The sequence below is a fragment of the Candidatus Filomicrobium marinum genome (genome assembly GCF_000981545.1).
GTDB lineage: Bacteria > Pseudomonadota > Alphaproteobacteria > Rhizobiales > Hyphomicrobiaceae > Filomicrobium > Filomicrobium insigne.
In genome coordinates this window covers 1,386,943-1,405,857 of the sequence record NZ_LN829119.1, presented here as the reverse complement: position 1 = coordinate 1,405,857, position 18,915 = coordinate 1,386,943, and the positions used below count along the sequence as shown (strand labels likewise).

Annotated in this window: 21 protein-coding genes; 14 read left to right on the top strand and 7 right to left on the bottom strand. The window is 56.8% G+C overall.

Annotation, left to right across the window (positions count from 1 at the left end; genetic code table 11):
- The 5 genes from cysG to YBN1229_RS06730 all read left to right on the top strand — a co-directional run bounded on the left by cysG (position 1) and on the right by YBN1229_RS06730 (position 3,985).
- Positions 1 to 1,452, top strand: coding sequence for a siroheme synthase CysG (gene cysG, locus YBN1229_RS06745; protein ID WP_046477536.1), 1,452 nt, complete (start codon positions 1 to 3; stop codon positions 1,450 to 1,452).
- A gap of 85 nt (positions 1,453 to 1,537) precedes the next feature.
- Positions 1,538 to 1,663 carry a hypothetical protein gene (locus tag YBN1229_RS19250; RefSeq protein WP_280136727.1) on the top strand — a complete coding sequence of 42 codons (126 nt, stop codon included), beginning with the start codon at positions 1,538 to 1,540 and terminating at the stop codon, positions 1,661 to 1,663.
- Positions 1,664 to 2,006: 343 nt separating this feature from the next.
- Positions 2,007 to 2,192, top strand: a complete 186-nt coding sequence (locus YBN1229_RS06740; RefSeq protein WP_046477534.1) for an RSP_7527 family protein — start codon at positions 2,007 to 2,009, stop codon at positions 2,190 to 2,192.
- Between the two features lie 285 nt (positions 2,193 to 2,477).
- Positions 2,478 to 3,305: an SDH family Clp fold serine proteinase gene (locus YBN1229_RS06735; RefSeq protein ID WP_046477532.1), complete on the top strand. Its 828-nt coding sequence runs from the start codon at positions 2,478 to 2,480 to the stop codon at positions 3,303 to 3,305.
- A 131-nt stretch (positions 3,306 to 3,436) separates the two neighbouring features.
- The gene (locus YBN1229_RS06730) at positions 3,437 to 3,985 is read left to right on the top strand and encodes a DUF1003 domain-containing protein (protein WP_046477530.1); all 549 of its coding nucleotides are present in this window, start codon (positions 3,437 to 3,439) and stop codon (positions 3,983 to 3,985) included.
- A gap of 80 nt (positions 3,986 to 4,065) precedes the next feature.
- On the opposite strand, the gene YBN1229_RS06725 is transcribed toward YBN1229_RS06730, so the two are convergent.
- Complete coding sequence (locus YBN1229_RS06725; RefSeq protein ID WP_046480081.1) at positions 4,066 to 4,851, bottom strand: DUF4394 domain-containing protein; 786 nt, start codon at positions 4,849 to 4,851, stop codon at positions 4,066 to 4,068.
- Between the two features lie 243 nt (positions 4,852 to 5,094).
- Here YBN1229_RS06725 and YBN1229_RS06720 point away from each other — a divergent pair, with 243 nt between their 5' ends.
- Entirely contained in the window at positions 5,095 to 5,628 is a 534-nt protein-coding gene (locus YBN1229_RS06720; protein ID WP_046477527.1) for a sigma-70 family RNA polymerase sigma factor, read from the top strand.
- Entirely contained in the window at positions 5,625 to 6,368 is a 744-nt protein-coding gene (locus tag YBN1229_RS06715) for an anti-sigma factor (protein ID WP_046477524.1), read from the top strand. Before YBN1229_RS06720 ends, YBN1229_RS06715 begins: the two co-directional genes overlap by 4 nt.
- Before the next feature lie 130 nt (positions 6,369 to 6,498).
- Here YBN1229_RS06715 and YBN1229_RS06710 read toward each other — a convergent pair whose 3' ends face one another.
- Positions 6,499 to 6,975, bottom strand: a complete 477-nt coding sequence (locus tag YBN1229_RS06710) for a YybH family protein (RefSeq protein ID WP_052743754.1) — start codon at positions 6,973 to 6,975, stop codon at positions 6,499 to 6,501.
- 122 nt (positions 6,976 to 7,097) lie between these two features.
- The gene (panE, locus tag YBN1229_RS06705) at positions 7,098 to 8,021 is read right to left on the bottom strand and encodes a 2-dehydropantoate 2-reductase (protein ID WP_046477522.1); all 924 of its coding nucleotides are present in this window, start codon (positions 8,019 to 8,021) and stop codon (positions 7,098 to 7,100) included.
- A gap of 259 nt (positions 8,022 to 8,280) precedes the next feature.
- Between panE and YBN1229_RS06700 the strand changes: the two genes are divergently transcribed.
- Entirely contained in the window at positions 8,281 to 8,736 is a 456-nt protein-coding gene (locus tag YBN1229_RS06700) for a MaoC family dehydratase (RefSeq protein WP_244465031.1), read from the top strand.
- On the opposite strand, the gene YBN1229_RS06695 is transcribed toward YBN1229_RS06700, so the two are convergent.
- Positions 8,699 to 9,271 carry a TetR/AcrR family transcriptional regulator gene (locus YBN1229_RS06695; RefSeq protein ID WP_244465030.1) on the bottom strand — a complete coding sequence of 191 codons (573 nt, stop codon included), beginning with the start codon at positions 9,269 to 9,271 and terminating at the stop codon, positions 8,699 to 8,701. The two genes, YBN1229_RS06700 and YBN1229_RS06695, sit on opposite strands and share 38 nt — an antisense overlap.
- A 256-nt stretch (positions 9,272 to 9,527) precedes the next feature.
- Here YBN1229_RS06695 and YBN1229_RS06690 point away from each other — a divergent pair, with 256 nt between their 5' ends.
- Complete coding sequence (locus YBN1229_RS06690) at positions 9,528 to 10,718, top strand: efflux RND transporter periplasmic adaptor subunit (protein WP_046477518.1); 1,191 nt, start codon at positions 9,528 to 9,530, stop codon at positions 10,716 to 10,718.
- A 12-nt stretch (positions 10,719 to 10,730) separates the two neighbouring features.
- A complete protein-coding gene (locus YBN1229_RS06685; RefSeq protein ID WP_046477517.1) occupies positions 10,731 to 13,898 on the top strand; it encodes an efflux RND transporter permease subunit in 3,168 nt (1,055 codons plus the stop codon).
- Positions 13,899 to 14,128: 230 nt separating this feature from the next.
- Here the strand turns inward: YBN1229_RS06685 and YBN1229_RS06680 are convergent, their stop codons facing one another.
- Together YBN1229_RS06680 and YBN1229_RS18960 are read right to left on the bottom strand one after the other, a co-directional pair.
- The gene (locus YBN1229_RS06680; RefSeq protein WP_046477515.1) at positions 14,129 to 14,458 is read right to left on the bottom strand and encodes a c-type cytochrome; all 330 of its coding nucleotides are present in this window, start codon (positions 14,456 to 14,458) and stop codon (positions 14,129 to 14,131) included.
- A gap of 258 nt (positions 14,459 to 14,716) precedes the next feature.
- Positions 14,717 to 14,893 (bottom strand): hypothetical protein, encoded by a 177-nt coding sequence (locus YBN1229_RS18960; protein ID WP_162488587.1) that lies wholly within the window; start codon positions 14,891 to 14,893, stop codon positions 14,717 to 14,719.
- Positions 14,894 to 14,930: 37 nt separating this feature from the next.
- Between YBN1229_RS18960 and YBN1229_RS06675 the strand changes: the two genes are divergently transcribed.
- From YBN1229_RS06675 to folE, 4 genes are all read left to right on the top strand, one after another.
- Positions 14,931 to 15,620: an RNA polymerase sigma factor gene (locus tag YBN1229_RS06675; protein WP_244465029.1), complete on the top strand. Its 690-nt coding sequence runs from the start codon at positions 14,931 to 14,933 to the stop codon at positions 15,618 to 15,620.
- A 133-nt stretch (positions 15,621 to 15,753) separates the two neighbouring features.
- On the top strand, positions 15,754 to 16,239 hold the full coding sequence (locus tag YBN1229_RS06670; protein ID WP_425284145.1) for a DUF4142 domain-containing protein: 486 nt from the start codon (positions 15,754 to 15,756) through the stop codon (positions 16,237 to 16,239).
- Positions 16,240 to 16,249: 10 nt separating this feature from the next.
- A complete protein-coding gene (locus tag YBN1229_RS06665; RefSeq protein ID WP_046477513.1) occupies positions 16,250 to 16,576 on the top strand; it encodes a cupredoxin domain-containing protein in 327 nt (108 codons plus the stop codon).
- Between the two features lie 40 nt (positions 16,577 to 16,616).
- Positions 16,617 to 17,222, top strand: a complete 606-nt coding sequence (gene folE, locus YBN1229_RS06660; RefSeq protein ID WP_046480077.1) for a GTP cyclohydrolase I FolE — start codon at positions 16,617 to 16,619, stop codon at positions 17,220 to 17,222.
- Positions 17,223 to 17,397: 175 nt separating this feature from the next.
- Here the strand turns inward: folE and YBN1229_RS06655 are convergent, their stop codons facing one another.
- On the bottom strand, positions 17,398 to 18,651 hold the full coding sequence (locus YBN1229_RS06655; protein WP_046477511.1) for a porin: 1,254 nt from the start codon (positions 18,649 to 18,651) through the stop codon (positions 17,398 to 17,400).
- Between the last annotated feature and the right edge of the window lie 264 nt (positions 18,652 to 18,915).

Here is an 18,915-nt window from a genome sequence, read left to right as displayed (position 1 = left end):
ATGTCCCACGTCCCTCCGAAATCGACTCGCCCCTCGCGGCTGACGCCACTGGCTGCCCTGCCTGTTTTCATGTCTTTAAGCGGCGCGCGCGCCATCGTCGCCGGTGAGGGTGAGGCCGCAGTATGGAAGGCGGAAATGTTGGCGGCTGCCGGTGCTGATGTAGAGGTGTATGCCCCTGCGCCGTGCGAGGAACTCAATGCAATGGCTGCAAAGCCCCCTGCGGGAAGCGTCGTCGTCGTTCGCCGCGAATGGTGTCCGGCCGACCTTGTGCGATCAAAGATCGCTATCGGCAGCCTGGAAGGCGCAGAGGCGAAGGCCTTCGTGGCAGCTGCCCGCGCACAGGGTGTCCCAGTCAACATCATCGACGCCCCGCACCTTTCCGATTTCAGCTTCGGGACCATCGTCAATCGTGCCCCCGTGACGATTGCCATCGGCACGGACGGCACAGCGCCAGTTCTAGCTCAGGCTATCCGGACTAAGATCGAGGCATTGCTTCATCCTTGTCTCGGGGCGTGGGCCGAAGCAGGCCGCGGCTTGCGCGAGCACATAAAGTCGCGCTTGCCGATGGGGGCGGCACGGCGCGCGTTGTGGCAGCGTTTCGCAGTCACTGCCTTAACAGCGCGCGCCGCGCCGGGCACTGGCGAGGTTGAAGAACTCCTGGCAAAGAGCCCGCCGACTCGCCGCGGACTCGTTACTCTTGTTGGTGCGGGCCCGGGAGATCCGGAGCTTCTGACCCTTAAGGGCATGCGAGCCCTTCAGTCGGCGGACATCATCCTTTACGACCGGCTCGTCAGCCCAGAAATTCTGGAACTCGCTCGTCGTGAAGCACGGCGCATGCTGGTCGGCAAAGCTGGCGGTGGAGATCATTGCAGCCAGCAGGATATCAATGCGCTGATGGTTCGTCTGGCCCAGAGCGGCAAGCAGGTCGTGCGCCTCAAGGGCGGAGATCCGATGGTCTTCGGGCGGGCTGCGGAAGAACTCGACGCGTGCCGCAGGGCTGGTGTTTCGGTCGAGGTGGTGCCGGGTATCACCGCTGCGCTCGGTGCCGCCGCGGCACTTCAGATGCCTCTCACCGATCGCGCCCACACGGGACGCGTGCAATTCGCCACCGGACATTCTCAGGCGGGCTCAGTTCCCGATCATGATTGGGCAACGTTTGCGGATCCATCCGTCACAAACGTCTTCTACATGGGAGCTCGCAAGTTCGGTGAAATTCTACCGCACTTGATTGGCGCAGGCCTCAGCCCGCAAACCGCCGCGGCTGCAATCACGGCGGCAACGACGCCACGGCAACGCTCCGTGCACTGCGCGATCCACGAACTTCCGGAACGTCTTGCTGAGTTCGACACTTCGCAACCATGCCTTATTCTCGTCGGTGGGAGTATGGCGCGGAGTGCAGAGGCCGTTTCAAGCAGGCTTAGCGACCTCGATCATTTGGCGTGCGGCCGTTAGCTCGTTTCACAGATCCGTTATACGGGGTGGAACTTTCTGGTTGCTCACACATTTAAAGTCTCAGGTTACGCAGGGACTTTAGGAAATGATCACGAGCACATTTATCGCCATCATCGGCGCGTTGCTGACCGGCGCGCTTGCTGCGGTTTGCCTCACCCTTATCGATCTTCGTCCATCGCGCAAAGAAACTGCGCGACGGGAACGCTTCTAAAATAGCTCCTGTCTGGGTAGGGCTTATCATTCCCACCGTTCCACGCCAGTATTGAAGAGTGGGCGAGCGAGGTTACTCAGACGACATTCCCATGTTTGCGGCCGGTGATTTCGCCGGCCGTTTTCTTTTTGGGGAACTGTGATTGTCATTAAACGTCGTTCGGTTATGCGATGACCGCATAGCACCCCGGGTGATTTTGCATTGCAGCATTCCCAATACTTTGAAATCAAATAGAATATCGGAATAGCCGTGTTTCACCGCGTTCGCATAGGCGATCTTTTTGTTCGCACTTGCGAAGGACACTCCCTATGTTACGGCCAACACGAACTAAGGGGTGAAAACCATGAGCAAATATTCTGAAATCAAATTGGATGATCCTCCCACCGCTCAGCAGATCGACGCACTCGTTCGTTGGGCTCGCCGGGAGCGTTCCGTCGAGGTACGCCGGCTCTTCAAACAGTCAGGTAAGTGGCTCGCCTCACGGTTCTCTGGCTTGGCGTCTCACGGCACACCTCGCCAGGTTCACTAAAGGCATCTCTTAGCCTTTCTCTTCTTGGAGGAGGCTGGGCCATCGACCTCAGATCCTTAGGGATGTCCGTCGAGCGCCCAGCCTCCTCTTTGTCGTTTTAGGACCTTCAAACGATCGCAGGATTGCAGGCCGCTCCTCCACTCAACGGGAATTTTACTATGTCGCTGAGAAATGCCGATATCCGACATCTCTTCGTTGCCGAGGCGCCGACGCTCTGATCTGGTAGAATATACTTCGCTCTCATTGCTACGCGCGGGTACGCTTCCGCATCTTCCGAGGTCTACCATGAACTTTGACCTGTCCTCTCTGTTCTGGGTCTTTCTAGCAGTCATGGTTCTGCAGCCTCTGCTCATGGCAGCATGGCTGACCCAGAAGCGAGCGCAGGCCATACGTGCTATCGAGAAAGAGCGCGGCACGCGGGTCATCACGATGATCCACCGCCAAGAGAAGCGAAGCTTCTTCGGCGTTTCCGTTTCCCGACACATCGATTTGGAAGACGCGCAGACCATCATCGCCGCCATCATGGAAACGCCCGATGACGTTCCGATTGATCTGGTTCTGCATACCCCCGGTGGTCTTGTCCTCGCGGCCATGCAAATTGCGCGAGCTGTTGAAGCGCACCCGGCAAAGGTTACGGTCTATGTCCCTGTTTACGCTATGTCCGGCGGAACGCTGATCGCGTTGGCCGCCGATGAAATCGTGATGGGCGAGTTCTCGATGCTCGGCCCAATCGATCCGCAAATCTTCGGATTGCCGGCTGCAGGTATCGTGAAGGCGCGCGATATGAAGCCCGTCGCGCGTGTCATGGACCTCACGCTGGTCCTTGCCGAGGTCAGCGAGAAGGCGATCGCCCAGGTCAAACAGGGTGCTGTCGAATTGCTTACGCCACGTCTTGATCACGCGTCAGCGGAAGCGCTCGCCGACAAGCTGGCTGGCGGTCATTGGACGCACGACTACGCGCTGACGGCGCGCGAAGCCAGCGCCCTTGGTTTGCCTGTGAAAGTCGGCATGCCGATCGAGATCATGGAGCTGATGAAATACTACCCGCAGCCGGTTCAGCAATCAGGCGTGGAGTTTCTTCCCGTCGACATCCCGCGACCGCGGCGCAGCTAGGGGTGCTGTTCCTTGGAACGTGAGTCCCAAGGTTTGCGTCGGGGGATCTTACCTGATGCCGAGGGATCTGCTTCCATGGACCATCGCAATTCTTGCTGAACGTATAAGTTCAGAAGACTGGAGGATGTGGCGTGGACGCTCATGTACGAGAGTTAGCCCAGAGGCTCATGAAGACTGGGTTTGATGACCTTGATGAACGCGATCGCCGCGTCATTCGCAGAATTGCCGAGCGCGTCCACATCACCAAGAACATCAATAGGGAGTTTGGCGATACGCGCACATTTGGACAGCGTCTCGCGGATCAAGTAGCGGAATTCGGGGGCTCGTGGCTTTTTATCATTATCAGCCTAGTCTTCTTAGCGTTCTGGACGTTTGGAAACACGCTGGCCCTCGGGTCACACGCCTTCGATCCTTACCCCTACATTTTTCTGAATCTGCTTCTCTCGATGCTCGCAGCTTTGCAGGCGCCGATCATCATGATGTCTCAGAACAGGCAAGCGGCGAAAGATCGGCTGGCCGCAGCCAACGACTACGAGGTCAACCTCAAAGCCGAACTTGAAATCATGGGGCTACACGAGAAACTCGATGATATCCGGACGGCTCAACTCAAAGAGCTCCTGAAAACGCAAGAGGAGCAGATCGCCATCCTGGCGCGCATGGTTGCGAAGCTTGACGCATGACGTTTTGGTCGGGTTGCCTGCCGCCGGCGGTGGGAGGCCGGAGGTTTGTCCACTCGCCGACGGCAGCCCCGCTGCACCTCTTATGATGCTGGGAGAACGGTGACGTCGCGAATTGCGCCGTCTACACCTGAGATTTCACCGACCTTGGTGGCCTTACCGCTATCGAGCGCAACCGTATAAAGCGTGTTGTCGGCAACCAGCCAAGCGGTGTTTGTGCCGTCCGCCGTGGTATGGACGTCGAACGCGTATGTTTTCGCGGCGTCGATGCCGAGCTTGCCGATAGCTTTCAGCGTGCCATCGTTTGGCTTAGTCTGCTGAATAAGGGCCACAATCGTCGCATCGATGTCGTACATCTTGGTCGTTTCCGGCTTACCGTGGGAGTTCGTGTAGGCGGCGGCGACGATGGCAGGCTTCTCGCCGGCATGCATATCATCGGACTCGAATGCCAAGTTGCCGTCTTTTACGGTCTTGCCGGTTTCGACATCCGCCCGGAGGTTCGTTCCATCCGTGCCCATGAAACGCAATTTGTCGGCCTTGGGGTTGAAGTCGACGATCGCTTCTGTGCCCTCCGGGATCATGGCTGAAAGCTTTGCACCTTTGGTCGCCTTGCCGGTCTCCGTATCGATCGTGAGCACATCGCCATCCGAATTGATGGCGTAAAGCATTTTGTTCGATGGCCGCACATCGATACCCAGAAGCTTCCCGACACCTTCCACTTTCATGGTTTTGGTGGCCGCCGGCTTGCTCCCGTCAATCATAACAAGGGTATTATCCCCGACGAGACCGACAGCCATCTGGGCGTGTGCCGCCGTCGCTGTCACGGCAACGCTTAGACTTGCGGCAAACAAAGCTTTCGCAAACTTCATGTTGTAACTCCCTGGTGATTCCAAAAATTGCGCGGTGCCGGCAGGCGATGGACGGTGCCACTTTTCGCAAGGGGGATATGCGAATTCGCCGCCGGCATATGTGGAACACGCCAGGGAGTCCGCTTGGATGCAGGGGCTGTAAAATAATTTTGCTTCGGTGAGAGATTGCATCCAAACTGCATGTCTCGGTGTAGTCATACCGAGATCAGCTCTTAGGAATTGAAGCGCGAGAAGGCGTAAGGAATGTTCGATTACGTCGAAGCTCTCGACGCCTGTTCCAGGGGTGACCGAGAGGCGTTGAAACGGCTCTATGACGTGGAGGCGGCTCGTCTCGTGAGCGTGGCGCAACGCATCGTGCGCCGCCGAGAGCTGGCCGAGGATATCGTGCACGACGCTTTCGTACAGATTTGGACGAAAGCGGGAAGCTTCGATCCCGAACTCGGATCGGCACGTGGTTGGATCTATACGATTGTTCGCAATCGGGCGCTCAATGCTGTCCGCGACGGCGGCCGGATTGACCTGATGGACCCCGCTACGCTTGCTGCCTTCACGGACCGGAGCGCCGTCATTGACGACGCTTTCGTGCAGCTGGACTCAAGCAGCCGATTGCGGCGCTGCCTTGAGGGAATGGAGCAAGAAAAGCGCGATAGCGTGCTTTTATCTTACGTCGCGGGATGTTCTCACGGCGAAATAGCCGGCGTCCTTGGTGTGCCTCTCGGCACAGCAAAGTCGTGGGTAAGGCGCGGGCTGACGGCGCTGAAGGACTGCATGTCATGACCAATTCAGCCAATGGATCATACGATATCGATGTTCTCGCGGGCGAATTCGTCCTCGGTGTGATGGACGACGGCGAGCGGCGTGAATTCGAGGCGCGCATAGCGACCGACCCTACCGTTCGCGCTGCAGTCGCGGCCGCACGAATGCGTTTTCTCGAACTTGATCTCGCGGCTCCCGAAGCACCCGTGTCCCCGTCGCTCTGGGACCGAATTGTTCAGACGATCGATAGCGGAGAGGACAACGTCGTGGGGCTCAAAGAGGCCCGGGCGCGACGGAAGCCAGCTGAGGTCTCCGCTCTGTCGCGTCAATCGCGGTCATCATTCTGGAAAGGTTTCGCGGCCGCAGGTGTCGCTGCGTGTTTGATCGCGGTCGCCGCATGGCAATTCATGGCACCCATGCAGCCGAAGCTGATTGTCGTATTGCTCGACTCAAAAGCGCAACCAGTTTCCATTGTCGAAGCGTTAGATAATCAGCGTATCCGCATCCTGCCCCTCGGGCCGATAGACATCCCGTCCGGCAAAACGCTTGAGGTCTGGACGCTTCCAGATAAGGACACTGGCCCCGTTTCAATGGGACTGCTGAACCGTCTGGGAGACGTTGTTCTGAAGGGGCCAGCGCTTCCCGAACCAAAAGCAGATCAGCTCTATGAGATCACCATTGAGCCTGAAGGTGGATCTCCAACCGGCAAACCCACCGGGCCAATTGTCGGCAAAGGTTTCGCACGGGTTCCGCACATTTGAGGTGCCGACAACGCTGTTTCCATTTTAGATTGACGGAAAAGAAAATACGCGCCCGACTTGCGAGCGCGTATCTTGTTCGATGGAGAGACGCTTATGCGACGTCTCTTATGATCGGCTATTGCGGGCCCTGTTAGTTGAAAATATGGACCTGCATCTTCCATGTTCCGTCATTCTGTTTTTCGTGAACCGTTACGATAGAGCCCTCAGCGGCTTTGCGCTTGCCGCCTTCGTCGGCCGGGCCCATCGCCTGCCAACGGCCAGTTTGAACACGCAAGTTTCCCGACTCAGTCACTTTAAGCGTTTCAATTTTGTGATCGGTATAGCCCGCACCAATGACGCCCGCGAAGAACTTTTCAATTCCTTCCGCGCCGTTGACTGGGGATTGTCCGGGGGGAAGCACCTGAGCGTCTTCGGCGTAAAGCTTCGCGACGGCCGCGGCGTCTCCGCTATTAAAGGCCGCGTCCCACTTCGAGTTTCCAGCTTTGATCATAGAAGACAGATCGTCTGCAAACGTTGATCCTGAGAACGCCAGGCCAGCGACTAGCGCGACGGCGAAAGCCCCGCGACGGAGAGCGGACGAGCCCAGCGTCATCGTTGAGTTGATCATTATTGCGTTCCCTTTGCTCGTTTCATCATGATCCGAATGATGTCGTCCGGATCGGCCTTCTGCCGCACACAACGTGCCTTGGCGATCTGATTGCTAGATGCCATGCCGATCCACGCGGCTATCTAGTATCCGTGTCGTGCCTCGTAGGCTTTGAGATGGCAATAGATGACGCGCAGAACCGGGCTATCGAGACCCGCGGCATCAGCGCGCGCCAACAAGTCGCCTATGATCTGATCGGCTTCGATGCGCGATCCATGCTCGATGTCGCGGAACATGGATGCTGTCATCGGCGAGCCCTTCTCTGTAACGAGAGCGCGCGTAGCCTCTAACGCCGCTGGGCGTGGTTCGTAGCCCGCCGCCTTCGCGACACTACGGCATTCCTCAACAAGGCTTAGTGCAAACTCTGCACCGCCCGGCGCCGCGTTGATTTCACCCACCGAGGCGCGCATTAGGCATGTGCTGCCGGCAAGTGAAGCCAGGATCACCCACTTCTCCCACATCTCCAGCATGATCTTGCTGCTGGCACGAACAGCGAAGCCCGCATCGCTGAGCGTGGCAGTGATCTCTTCAACGCGTTTCGTCGTATTGCCGTCGACTTCGCCGAAGGTGAGATGGTTCTTGGTATTGAGATGATGGATGGTTCCGACTTCATCGAGCGTCGTCGAAATCACGCACTGACCACCGAGGACGGCACCCTGACCGAAACGTTCCTGCAAAACCGAAATGTGCCGCATTCCATTGAGCAACGGGAGGATCGCTGATTGCGGGCCGACACCGGCTGAGAACCCAGAAATGGCGGATTCGAGGTCATAAGCTTTGCAGCTCAGAATGATGAGATCGAACGGCTCGTTCAGCTCTTGCGACTGCACCATCGGCGGCACACCCAACGCAGCATCGCCTAGCGGGCTCTTAATGTTCAGACCTGTTTCCTTCAAAGCGGCAGCACGTCCGGGGCGCACCAGAAACGTGACGTCGCGCCCCGCTTCTAGCAATTTGCCTCCGAAGTAGCCGCCGACAGCGCCCGCTCCAACGATCAGAATGCGCATGATCAGTTCCTCTCCTCGCACACACAGGTCTTATTAAGCGCTCGGCCCGTTGCTTGGCGAACCGGCAATATCCTTTGCTATCCCCTTACGCATGTGAGCTATGCATTGCCATGCGTTACTTCGTACACACCTTGCTATTACGGTGTGCGGGCATGCGGCAAATGTCGGGGTTTTGGCGCCATCTCTCAGGTCCTAGATATTGCCCCGCATATCAGGCACGCCGTTCTTCTGACGACGTGTGACACGGGAGTTCGCAATTTTGGATCAAGACCACCGCCTTTATTTCGAGGACATTTCTGTCGGCCAGAAATTCTCAACGGGTTCTCACTCATTAGATGAAGCTCAGATCATCTCCTTCGCCAAGCAATTTGATCCGCAGCCGTTTCACGTCGATCCAGACGCCGCGCAAGATTCGTTGTTCAAAGGGCTGGCGGCAAGCGGGTGGCATACGGCGGCGATCACAATGCGTCTTCTTGTCGAAAGCGGAATTCCTCTCGCAGGGGGCATGATCGGATCGGAAGCGAACGTCAAATGGCCAAGACCGACGCGCGCCGGCGACGTTCTTACAGCCCATGGCGAAGTTGTTGATGTGCGCCCCTCGAAATCGCGCCCGGATCGCGGTTGGATCTCAATCCGCACGGAAACGCGCAATCAACACGGAGATGTGCTTCAGATCTTCACTTCGATGATGGTGGTGCCACGCCGGAAGTCGTGATGGTGGTGCGCGGCGCGCTTGCGAGCAAAGCTCGCAGCGTCGCCACGACGCGCGTTGCCGGACCACCGCGACCGCCACACTGAATGTTGATCCGGGCCCCCTCAAACACCAAAAACACCTCGTCGGCCAAAACCTCTGGCGCTGAATACCCGGCCTGTCTGAACAGATTAACGAGGTGATCGCGTTTGCGGGCTTTATAAGCCTCGATAATGGAACGCCCCTCGTGAACTGGCGGCAACTCAACGGCGGCATTGGCCAGCGCGCAGCCGCGTTCATCCATGCTGCTCACGATTTGTTCAACGTACGCCAGCCAACCTTCCAGCTGCTTATTCGCATCATCAGCATATTCCGTCGCCAAGGCGTCCCACACGGCGTCGCCTTCGCTTGAAAGGCTTCTCAGATACTCTGCGATGACGTGGTCCTTCGACTTGAAGTGCCTGTAAAACGTCATTTTATTCGTTTCAGCCGCTTCCACGATCGCATCGACGCTGACGGCATTAATGCCTAGTCGGTAAAATAGGTCACGGACAGCCAAGATGATCCGTTCCCGCGGAGGTGGACGTGTGGCTTCGGCACTCGATCTCGAAATGTTCAGCTCTAGACCTATTGCATCTTGAAAATGTTACGGTTAAGTAACCTGCCGCAGCAGGTGTTACTAGTCAGTACCGCTTAACATGAGTCCTTCGTCTTAGACACCCCGTTTTCTCGCACTGCAACAAATAGCTGTCGCTGGAGCTGCCGGGGAACGCGCTAAATTTAGTGATCGAATTTTTTTGTTTCTGGAGAATCCCATGTCGGTTGGAAACTTGGGGCGCGTCCTCGTCGCATTCTCAGCTCTCGGTTCCCTTCTCGCAGCATGCGGTGACAGTGGGCTGAAAGCGCAAGGGAAGTCGTCTCCGCCACCGCCGCCTCAGGTGACCGTCTCTAAGCCTCTCAAGAAGCTCGTCGCCGATCACGACGAGTATGTCGGGCGGTTTGTGGCTGTCGATTTTGTCGAAATCCGTGCGCGGGTCTCCGGCTATCTGGACGCTATCCATTTCGAGGACGGGCAGATTGTCCGGAAGGGCGATCCACTGTTCACCATCGATCCGCGAACCTTCCAAGCGGTTCTTGATCAGCAACGCGCGTCGTTAGTGCAGGCGGAGGCCAATCTGGAATTCGCAAAGTCCAACCTGAAGCGCGCCAAGAGACTCGTTGAAGGAACGACGATTACGCAGCAGACGCTGGACGAGCGGATCCAAGGCGAGCGTGCCGCGGAAGCAACCGTGGTGGCGCAGAAAGCCGCTATTCGTCAAGCGGAACTGGACCTCGAATTCACCAACCTGAAATCCCCGGTTTCCGGTCGTATCGGTGACCGGCGGGTGTCCGTTGGCAATCTCGTCAGTGGCGGTACGTCCGGCAATACGACGCTGCTGGCCACGATCGCGTCAGTTGATCCGATCCGCTTCGAATTCACGCTCGATGAGGCGTCGTATCTTCGCTATCTGCGGCACGCGGAAAAGGGCTCTGATCCGAAGAGCCGCGAATTAAACTTCGGCGTGCGGCTTAAGCTGATCGACGAAGACAACTATACACACGAAGGCACGATGAACTTCGTGGACAATGTCATTGAACGCTCGTCTGGCACTATCCGGGCCCGCGCAGACTTTCCCAATCCCGATGGCAAACTGACGCCAGGCATGTTCGGCCGCATTGAATTGGCAGCGCGTGAACCTGCGGAAGCTTTGCTGGTGCCGGATACCTCTATCGGTACGGAGCAAGTCCGCAAATACGTCATGGCGGTCGACAAGGAGAATGTCGCACATCCCAAGTACGTGAAGCTTGGCGCGCTGATCGACGACATGAGAGTGATTACAGAGGGCCTGTCCCCCGAAGATCGGGTCATCGTCAAAGGGCTGATGCGTGTACGCCCAGGCTCCAAGGTTACACCGCAAGAGGCATCGCAAGCTTCTGCCTCCGCACAGGACGCAACCGTAAACTAACAGGCCCTTCGCATGCGGCTTTCACACTTCTTCATCGAACGACCGATCTTTGCATCGGTCGTTTCGATTGTTTTCATCATTCTTGGTGCTGTTTCGGTCGGGCGTCTGCCCATCGCACAATATCCAGAAATCGCGCCGCCGGTCATTACCGTGACTGGTCAGTATCCCGGTGCCAGTGCAGAAGTGGTGGCTTCGACGGTCGTCGCGCCTCTTGAGCAGCAGATCAATGGCGTCGAACACATGCTGTACGTGTCGTCAAACTCGACGGCCGACGGCAAGTTCACGATCTCTGTGACGTTCGATCTAGGCACGGATCTAGATACGGCTCAGGTTCAAGTGCAAAACCGTGTAGCCACGGCGACTCCACGTCTTCCTTCCGACGTGCGAAACATTGGCGTGACCGTCAACAAGGCCTCGCCCGACTTGATGATGGTGATCCACCTCTACTCACCTGATCAGTCGCGTGATGGTCTCTTCATCTCTAATTATGCGAGCATCAGCATTACCGATGTGCTGAGCCGCATTCAAGGCGTCGGGTCCGTTGTGGTCTTCGGCGGCCGCGACTACTCGATGCGCGTCTGGCTTGACCCTGACCGTCTTCAGACTTTGGCGCTGACGGCCGGCGACGTGATTTCGGCATTGCAACGGCAGAACGTGCAGGTCGCGGCGGGTGTCCTGAACCAGCCGCCGATCAAAGAGCAACAAGCCTTCCAGATCTCGGTGCAGACGCTCGGCCGTCTCGCGGACCCCGAGGCATTCGGAAATATTGTCGTCAAGCAGAGTGAAGACGCGGTTGTGCGCGTGAAGGATGTCGCCCGCGTTGAACTGGCGGCGCTCGACTACGGCGTGAACTCGTATCTCGATTCTGATCCGGCAGTCGGTCTCGGTATTTTCCAGCGGCCTGGCTCAAACGCGCTCGAGACATCTGAAACGCTCATCGCGACGATGGACGAGTTGGCGAAAAGTTTTCCGCCCGGCCTGAAACACACCATCATCTATAACCCGACCGAATTCATTCAGCAGTCCGTCGACGCCGTCGTCATGACGATCATCGAAGCGGTGATCCTCGTTGTGCTCGTCGTGGTGCTGTTCCTACAGACTTGGCGGGCTGCCATCATCCCGATTGTGGCTATCCCAATCTCGCTGATCGGCACGTTCTTTTTCATGGATCTGTTCGGCTTCTCGCTGAATAACCTATCGCTGTTCGGTCTAGTTCTGGCCATCGGCATCGTCGTCGATGACGCCATCGTCGTGGTCGAGAACGTTGAACGCAATATGGCCGCAGGCATGAGCCCGCGCGAAGCCTCCCATAAAACCATGGATGAAGTCGGCACAGCGCTTGTTGCTATTGCGCTCGTGCTCTCGGCCGTGTTTGTGCCATCCGCCTTCATCACAGGTATCTCTGGGCAATTCTACCGACAGTTCGCGCTGACCATTGCGGGCGCGACGATCATCTCCCTGGTCGTCTCTCTAACGCTATCGCCTGCCCTTTGCGCGATGCTTTTGAAGCCGCACGCGCATAATGCGCGGCCGCCATTCTTTATGTGGCCGGTGCATGCATTCTTCCGCCTGTTCAACTGGAGCTTCGACAAGCTGTCGTCGGGTTATGCGTGGATGGTCGGCCGGTTTGTACGGATGTCGGCTCTCATGCTGATCGTTTACGCGGGTGTAATCGCGTTCGGCCTCAACGAATTCCGACAGGCGCCTGTGGGCTTCATTCCACAGGTCGATGCTGGCTATCTGATCACCGTCACCCAGTTGCCGCCTGCAGCCTCGCTGGCACGTACGGACGCCGTCAACCGGAGGGCTGCCGAACTTGCCCTCGAGGTGCCTGGCGTGGCGCATGCGGTGAACATCGTTGGCTTCTCCGGCGCGACGCGCACGAACGCCTCCAACGCTGGGGCCGTATTCGTTACCTTAGAACCGTTTGAAGAACGCGCTAAGGATCCAAACAAATCGGCAGCAGCAATCCAAGCGGCACTATTTCAGAAGTTCTCGGTCATACAAGAAGCCATGGTTCTTGTGGTGCAGCCGCCGCCTGTGCGCGGTATCGGTAATGCGGGTGGCTTCCGCATGATGATCCAGGATCGTGGTGGGAACGGGCCTGCTGCGCTCCAAGGAGTCGTCGGGAACATGATGGTCAAAGCTGCACAGACACCCGGTCTGCAGCAAGTGTTCTCTTTGTTCGAGACATCGACACCGCAACTTTATCTCAATATCGACCGGACCAAGGCGCAACTACTCGGCGTCAACGTCTCTGACGTTTTCAGCTCGCTTCAGGCCTATCTGGGCTCGGCGTACGTCAATGACTTCAACCTTCTCGGTCGCACCTTCCGCGTGACGGCACAAGCCGACAGCTCGTACCGCCTCAGCCCCGAGGACGTTTTGAAGATCCGTGTGCGTAACGACAGGGGCGACACCGTTCCGCTGGGGTCTTTCACCACCGTTTCCGACATCTCGGGGCCGTCACGTGTGCCGCGATATAATCTGTTCCCAGCGGCGGAGCTCGATGGATCGGCGGCTCCGGGGTATTCGCAAGGGCAAGCGCTCGACATCATGGCGAAACTAGCGGCCGAAACGCTACCTCCGGGCTTCAGCTATGAATGGACGGATCTCGCCTACCAGCAGATCAAGGCCGGTGACACTGCCGTATTCGCGTTCGCGCTTGGCGTTGTGTTTGTCTTCCTTGTGTTGGCCGCTCAGTTCGAGAGCCTGACACTTCCGCTCGCCGTCATCCTTATCGTGCCCATGAGTCTTATCGCCTCGATCGTAGGTGTCGTCATGCGTGGGCAGGACAACAACATTCTCACTCAGGTCGGTTTTATCGTGTTGATCGGTCTGGCGGCCAAGAACGCGATTCTCATCGTCGAATTCGCCGCTCAGCTGGAACAACGAGGCGAAGATCGCTTTACGGCCGCGAAGGAAGCGGCACGACTGCGCATGCGTCCGATCGTCATGACCTCGCTCGCGTTCATCCTCGGTGTGGTTCCGTTGGTGTGGGCCACCGGTGCCGGTGCGGAGCTCCGGCAGGCGCTCGGTACGGCCGTCTTCTCCGGAATGATCGGCGTAACCGTGTTTGGCCTGATTTTCACACCAGTCTTCTATGTCGTCTGCCGGTGGCTGGGCAAAGCTGCGCAACGCAAAAAAACAGCGGAAGAGAATCCCGTCGCTGCAGAATAAAGAAAGCTTCCGGATTCATCCGGAAGCTCTCTTTCGCAGACTGTGATGAAGGGGAGGCCGACCCCCTATAAGATCTCCCCCGGCGCCAGCCTCCCGACAGGGCTCACCTGCCCGGCCTCACGTTCAGGATTGCCTATTTTCGTGTTTATATCAAACGAGTAAGCCTTTTGGCTCTCATAAGATGTTCTGATACCCGCGTGGGTTGCTGATATTCTCTTTGCTGATAGCGCTCAGGGCCGTGAAGACCGAAGGCTCATGATATAAGCGACCACGTCATTACGGTCCTTCTCGGGCAATACAAAGTTGGGCATCTTTTTATGCGACGTCTGCAATGCCACAACCAAAGCGCGACCTGTCATACCTGACATATTCGCAATTTCCGGGAAGCCCGGCGCCTCAAAATCAGGAACAATCTTGCTATGCCGCTCGACCTCGTGGCACTCGGCGCAATTCGCTCTCACATACTGTAGTCCGGCTTTGGCATCTCCTGGCTCTTCAGCCGATGCGGATACGAGTGAGACCATTGAACAAACGACAAAACCCACCACTAAGCGATGCATGACGATCCTTCCGTCTTTCACTGGCAATGAGATTGGGCTGCCTATTCACCTAATTAATTGTCTCTTGCGGAGGTGTTTTCTTCCTGCGCGGCGCGGATTGCAATCCTGCTCCCATTTTCCATAGAAAAATATGGGCAATCTGGGCTCGCTGTTCACAATACAGCTGTTCTAACACGGAATCTGCGCTCAGAACACGCGGACTGAAAAAGGTCTCCGCAAAACAATTCAATTCAGCGCGTCTCTTGCCGCGCAAAAACTCTAGTTTTTAAAGTGCGCCGTCGCGAGCAGCGGTAAAAAGCGCAAAAAGCGAGTGCGCGACATTTCATTGTCGTCAACTCGCACATGCTTTGCATCCAGCTTGAACACGCGGCCGATGATCATACGATTGCGAATTTGCTGTCCAAGCGGGAACCTATCCAAACCGTTTGCATCCAATCATTTATATCCATTCGAATACACCGGAGGTTTCAGGGTGGCTCTGACGCAAGTTGAGACGTACGACGGATCTACGGAATCTGAACTCATCCAACGCGCCGTGCAGAAGGATGAGGCTGCCGTTCGCGCAATAATTCAAGCTAACAACCGTCGTCTTTACCGAGTTGCAAGAAGCATCGTGGGCGATGATGGCGAAGCTGAGGATGTCCTGCAGGAAAGCTATCTACGCGCATTCTCCCGGCTCGCCAATTTCCGGGGAGATTCGAGCCTTGCCACTTGGCTCACACGGATCGTTCTCAATGAAGCTTTGCAGCGGCTACGACGTCGGACCGCGCCTACTGTCGCCGACGTCACCCAATCACGCGGCCCGATCGCGCAAGTCCTTCCGTTCCCGCACTCTGGAACGAATCCCGCTGACCCCGAACGTATCACAGCCCAAAGGGAGCTTTGCGTATTGCTGGAGCGCGCTGTCGATACGCTGCCGGTCGATTTTCGTTCCGTTCTCGTTGCTCGTGTTATTGAGGATATGAGCATAGAAGAAACTGCCGAGTTTTTGGGACTCCGGCCTGAAACGGTGAAAACCCGTTTGCATCGCGCCAGGAGAATGCTCAAAGCGGCTCTCGCCGATCATATCGGTCCGCTTTTCAGTGACATCTTTCCCTTCGCCGGCAAGCGCTGTGAGCGTGTCATGGCGAGGGTCGTCGCGAAACTAAATCTTACCTCCTGATTGTTGGGAACCTCCGCTGCGCGCTGACATCCAATTCAGTGTGAAGAAGGAGTGGCCGTTCGCGGCCCGACAACACGGAGGTCATTATAAGATGCATGAGTCTCTATCGGGCGGCGTGGCCGCCGCCATCCTGATGGCAACGGCAACGGTATCCGCTTCTGCTGCAGACAAGCCGTCTGATGCCCAGATCGCCCATATCGCCTACGTCGCAGGCGATATCGATGTGAAGGCTGCAAAGCTGGCTTTAAAAAAATCCAAGAATGAATCCGTGCGCGCTTTCGCCGACAACATGGTGCGCGATCATACGGCTGTGAACGAAAAAGCCTTGGCGCTGGTCAAGAAGCTCAACGTTACACCTGAAGACAACGAGACGAGCAAAAGCCTCGTCAAGCAAGCTGAACAGAAGCGGGCCGAACTCTCAAAACTCTCAGGCGCAGCCTTCGACAGAGCTTACGTCGATAACGAGGTCACGTTCCACGGAACGGTCAACGGCGCGCTCGAAACGACACTCATTCCCTCCGCCAGCAATGCTGAACTCAAGAGCCTGCTACGGACGGGGCTCAAGGTTTTCTTGGGCCATAAACATCATGCTGAGCAGCTCGCCGATAAGCTCAATTAGCAGGTCTAGGATGCGGGTCATCATACATGGTTGGGCAGTAGTCATTCTGCTGCAAATCGCGGGCGCCGGAATGGCGCTCGCAGGCCAGCTCGTCCAAGTCAAAATCAGCAACCTTGCCTTTCAACCTGCCGAAATCAGCGTTCAGGTTGGCGACACAGTCGAGTGGGCCAATGACGACTTCATTGAGCATACCGCCACTGCAAACAATGGCGGTTGGGATGTCATCCTAGGTGTTGGGCACGTCGGGCGGGTTCAATTCGATCAACCAGGCACATTCGACTATTTCTGCGCCTATCACCCCAACATGACTGGCTCGATTCACGTCTCGGCCAACTAGTCAGAAACCCCTTAAAATCAGGAGCATAATCGTGGATGCACTGGTGCACCCTTTTGCCGACTGTTCTCGATTGCCAACCTCACGCGAAACCGAGAGAGCTGCGGCCGAAACGGCGTTTCGAGCCATTATTCGCTGGGCTGGTGATGATCCTGATCGGCCCGGCCTGATCGAAACCCCTGCACGTCTGGCGCGTGCGTTCGAGCAATACTTTGCAGGCTACTCTCAGGATCCGGGACAGATCCTGCAAAAAACGTTCAAAGAAATAGATGGATACGATGAAATGATTGTGTTGCGTGGCATACGGTTTGAGAGCCACTGCGAACACCATTTGGCTCCGATCGTCGGCAAAGCTTGGGTAGCCTATGTGCCCGAAGGCCGCGTCGTTGGCATCAGCAAGCTCGCGAGAGTCGTAGACGCCTACGCGCGGCGTCTGCAGATTCAGGAAAGAATGACGGTGCAGATCGCCAATACGATCAGCGAGGTCCTTCAACCCCGAGGCGTCGGCGTCATTATCAAGGCGACGCATCATTGCATGACAACGCGGGGAGTACACAAGCCGGACTCAGACTTGATCACCAGCCGGATGCTCGGCTGTTTCCGAGACAATTCACGTCTCCGACAAGAATTTGTCGCACTCGTCGATTGACGGAGAACAAGAAGCCTCTCTCTTGCCGTCACAAGACGCACTTTCTGTCTGCGGCCAGCGGAGAGTTTTTCTCCTGCAGAATCGAAGGAAAAGCTAGTCCGTATTACCGGACCAGCTTTTCCCACTAGGCTTCAGTATGGCTCGGGGGAACCAAGTAGTTGCCTAGAACCTGATCTTAGAACTTGATGCGTGCACCAGCCGTCACGACGTCAAGATCATCGAACGAGTTGGCGGGATCATTGTCGTCAACTTCGACGTGACGGTAGCCGAGGTAGAGTTCCATTGCCGCCGCATCGATCTTCTGCACGATACCTGCGCCGATGATTTCAGCTTCCGACGTCAGGCCGAGCGTGCCGCGGAAGTTGTCGTTCTCGTGCAGCTGGTATTCGCCATAGAGCGCTGTCTTACCGAGCGAGAAGAACTTCTGCGAGATACCAGCGCGGACACCCCACCAGGTGTTCTCTTCGTTGGCAGCACCCAAAGTTTCGATGTTGTCGAACTCACGACGCGCAGCGCCGGCAGTGACGAACAAGCCGGTTGGCGTGTGAATAAGAGATGCCGAACCGGTTACGATCTCTGCTTCCTGACACTCGCCGCCTTGCGCAGGAGATTCGCAAACGTTGTCGTTGCTGAGGCTACCCGTGCCGTCCGTGAACTGGCCATACGCAACAGCAGCAGCAAACTTGAACGCTCCTGCTTCCGTAGCGTAGCGCAGGGCGACGTCCCAAGCATCATCTTCGCCCCAGGCTGCCGACGCAACAAAGCCACCAATGGTCGGCGTATCATAGCGTACGCGATTGCCGCGGTTGTATTCGTAGCTGCCGCCACGTGTGTAGTCGTCGTAATCGCCCTGACCGCCGGCCGACATGATCGAGCGCGGGTCGATCTTTTCGCCGAACTTGAGGTCGTCGAACTGAGCGATGACGTTCGTGCCGGAGAGGTCTACGTGCGAAGCGCCGTCAGAAGCGAAGCTGCCCTGACCGACGGCTACCTGACCGTATGTCTTCGATTTCAGATACCATTCGGCTTTACGCAGGTTGATCTGCTGTGGGCCGTCGTCGTTGTTTTCATCAACTTCGTTAGAAGCTGCAAACTGCGTCTCGATTTCAATCTTGAAGCCAGCAGACCAATCCGGCGAGATCTTCGCTTTACCCTTGAAGCCAAAGCGCGTCGAAGAAATGTCGTTGTCGACAACGTAGGCGTTGCTTTCCTTACCGTTGTCCCAGAACATCACGGCCGTATTGACTTGGCCGTAGATCTCGAGGCTGACCTTGCGGTTGCCCTTGCGTGCGGTCGTAGCTTCAAGCTCAGAAACACGCTCTTCAAGATCTGCGCAGCAGTCACCGCCCAAATCGGCAGCGAACGCATTCGACGTTACAGCAGCGGTGCTCAGCAACAGCGCCGCGCCAAATACACGAAAACTCATCATATCCCCCAGAGTGAAGACTTCATTCCCGACGGAAACCGCCGCGTCCGACGAAGCGCCGCTAAAGACACGTCGGCGCGACCTCGAGGGGGACCATAGTTTTCGAAGCTCGCAATTCGCTGTCAGTTACGTGGCAAACAAAACACAACGGAGTTTCAAGAAAGATACACAAAAGTGTTTCATAAGTGCTTGTAGCGACGTCCTAAACGGCGCGGCCTTCTGCTGCCCTTCGCGCTTCCCTAACATAGTCATGATGCGGACAATCAC

What these genes read in the sequence shown, in the direction of transcription:
- cysG (WP_046477536.1), top strand. Translation starts at nt 1, where the DNA reads ATGTCCCACGTCCCTCCGAAATCGACTCGCCCCTCGCGGCTGACGCCA.
- YBN1229_RS19250 (WP_280136727.1), top strand. Translation starts at nt 1,538, where the DNA reads ATGATCACGAGCACATTTATCGCCATCATCGGCGCGTTGCTGACCGGC.
- YBN1229_RS06740 (WP_046477534.1), top strand. Translation starts at nt 2,007, where the DNA reads ATGAGCAAATATTCTGAAATCAAATTGGATGATCCTCCCACCGCTCAG.
- YBN1229_RS06735 (WP_046477532.1), top strand. Translation starts at nt 2,478, where the DNA reads ATGAACTTTGACCTGTCCTCTCTGTTCTGGGTCTTTCTAGCAGTCATG.
- YBN1229_RS06725 (WP_046480081.1), bottom strand. Translation starts at nt 4,851, where the DNA reads ATGAAGTTTGCGAAAGCTTTGTTTGCCGCAAGTCTAAGCGTTGCCGTG.
- YBN1229_RS06720 (WP_046477527.1), top strand. Translation starts at nt 5,095, where the DNA reads ATGTTCGATTACGTCGAAGCTCTCGACGCCTGTTCCAGGGGTGACCGA.
- YBN1229_RS06715 (WP_046477524.1), top strand. Translation starts at nt 5,625, where the DNA reads ATGACCAATTCAGCCAATGGATCATACGATATCGATGTTCTCGCGGGC.
- YBN1229_RS06710 (WP_052743754.1), bottom strand. Translation starts at nt 6,975, where the DNA reads ATGATCAACTCAACGATGACGCTGGGCTCGTCCGCTCTCCGTCGCGGG.
- panE (WP_046477522.1), bottom strand. Translation starts at nt 8,021, where the DNA reads ATGCGCATTCTGATCGTTGGAGCGGGCGCTGTCGGCGGCTACTTCGGA.
- YBN1229_RS06690 (WP_046477518.1), top strand. Translation starts at nt 9,528, where the DNA reads ATGTCGGTTGGAAACTTGGGGCGCGTCCTCGTCGCATTCTCAGCTCTC.
- YBN1229_RS06685 (WP_046477517.1), top strand. Translation starts at nt 10,731, where the DNA reads ATGCGGCTTTCACACTTCTTCATCGAACGACCGATCTTTGCATCGGTC.
- YBN1229_RS06680 (WP_046477515.1), bottom strand. Translation starts at nt 14,458, where the DNA reads ATGCATCGCTTAGTGGTGGGTTTTGTCGTTTGTTCAATGGTCTCACTC.
- YBN1229_RS06670 (WP_425284145.1), top strand. Translation starts at nt 15,754, where the DNA reads ATGGCAACGGCAACGGTATCCGCTTCTGCTGCAGACAAGCCGTCTGAT.
- YBN1229_RS06665 (WP_046477513.1), top strand. Translation starts at nt 16,250, where the DNA reads ATGCGGGTCATCATACATGGTTGGGCAGTAGTCATTCTGCTGCAAATC.
- YBN1229_RS06655 (WP_046477511.1), bottom strand. Translation starts at nt 18,651, where the DNA reads ATGATGAGTTTTCGTGTATTTGGCGCGGCGCTGTTGCTGAGCACCGCT.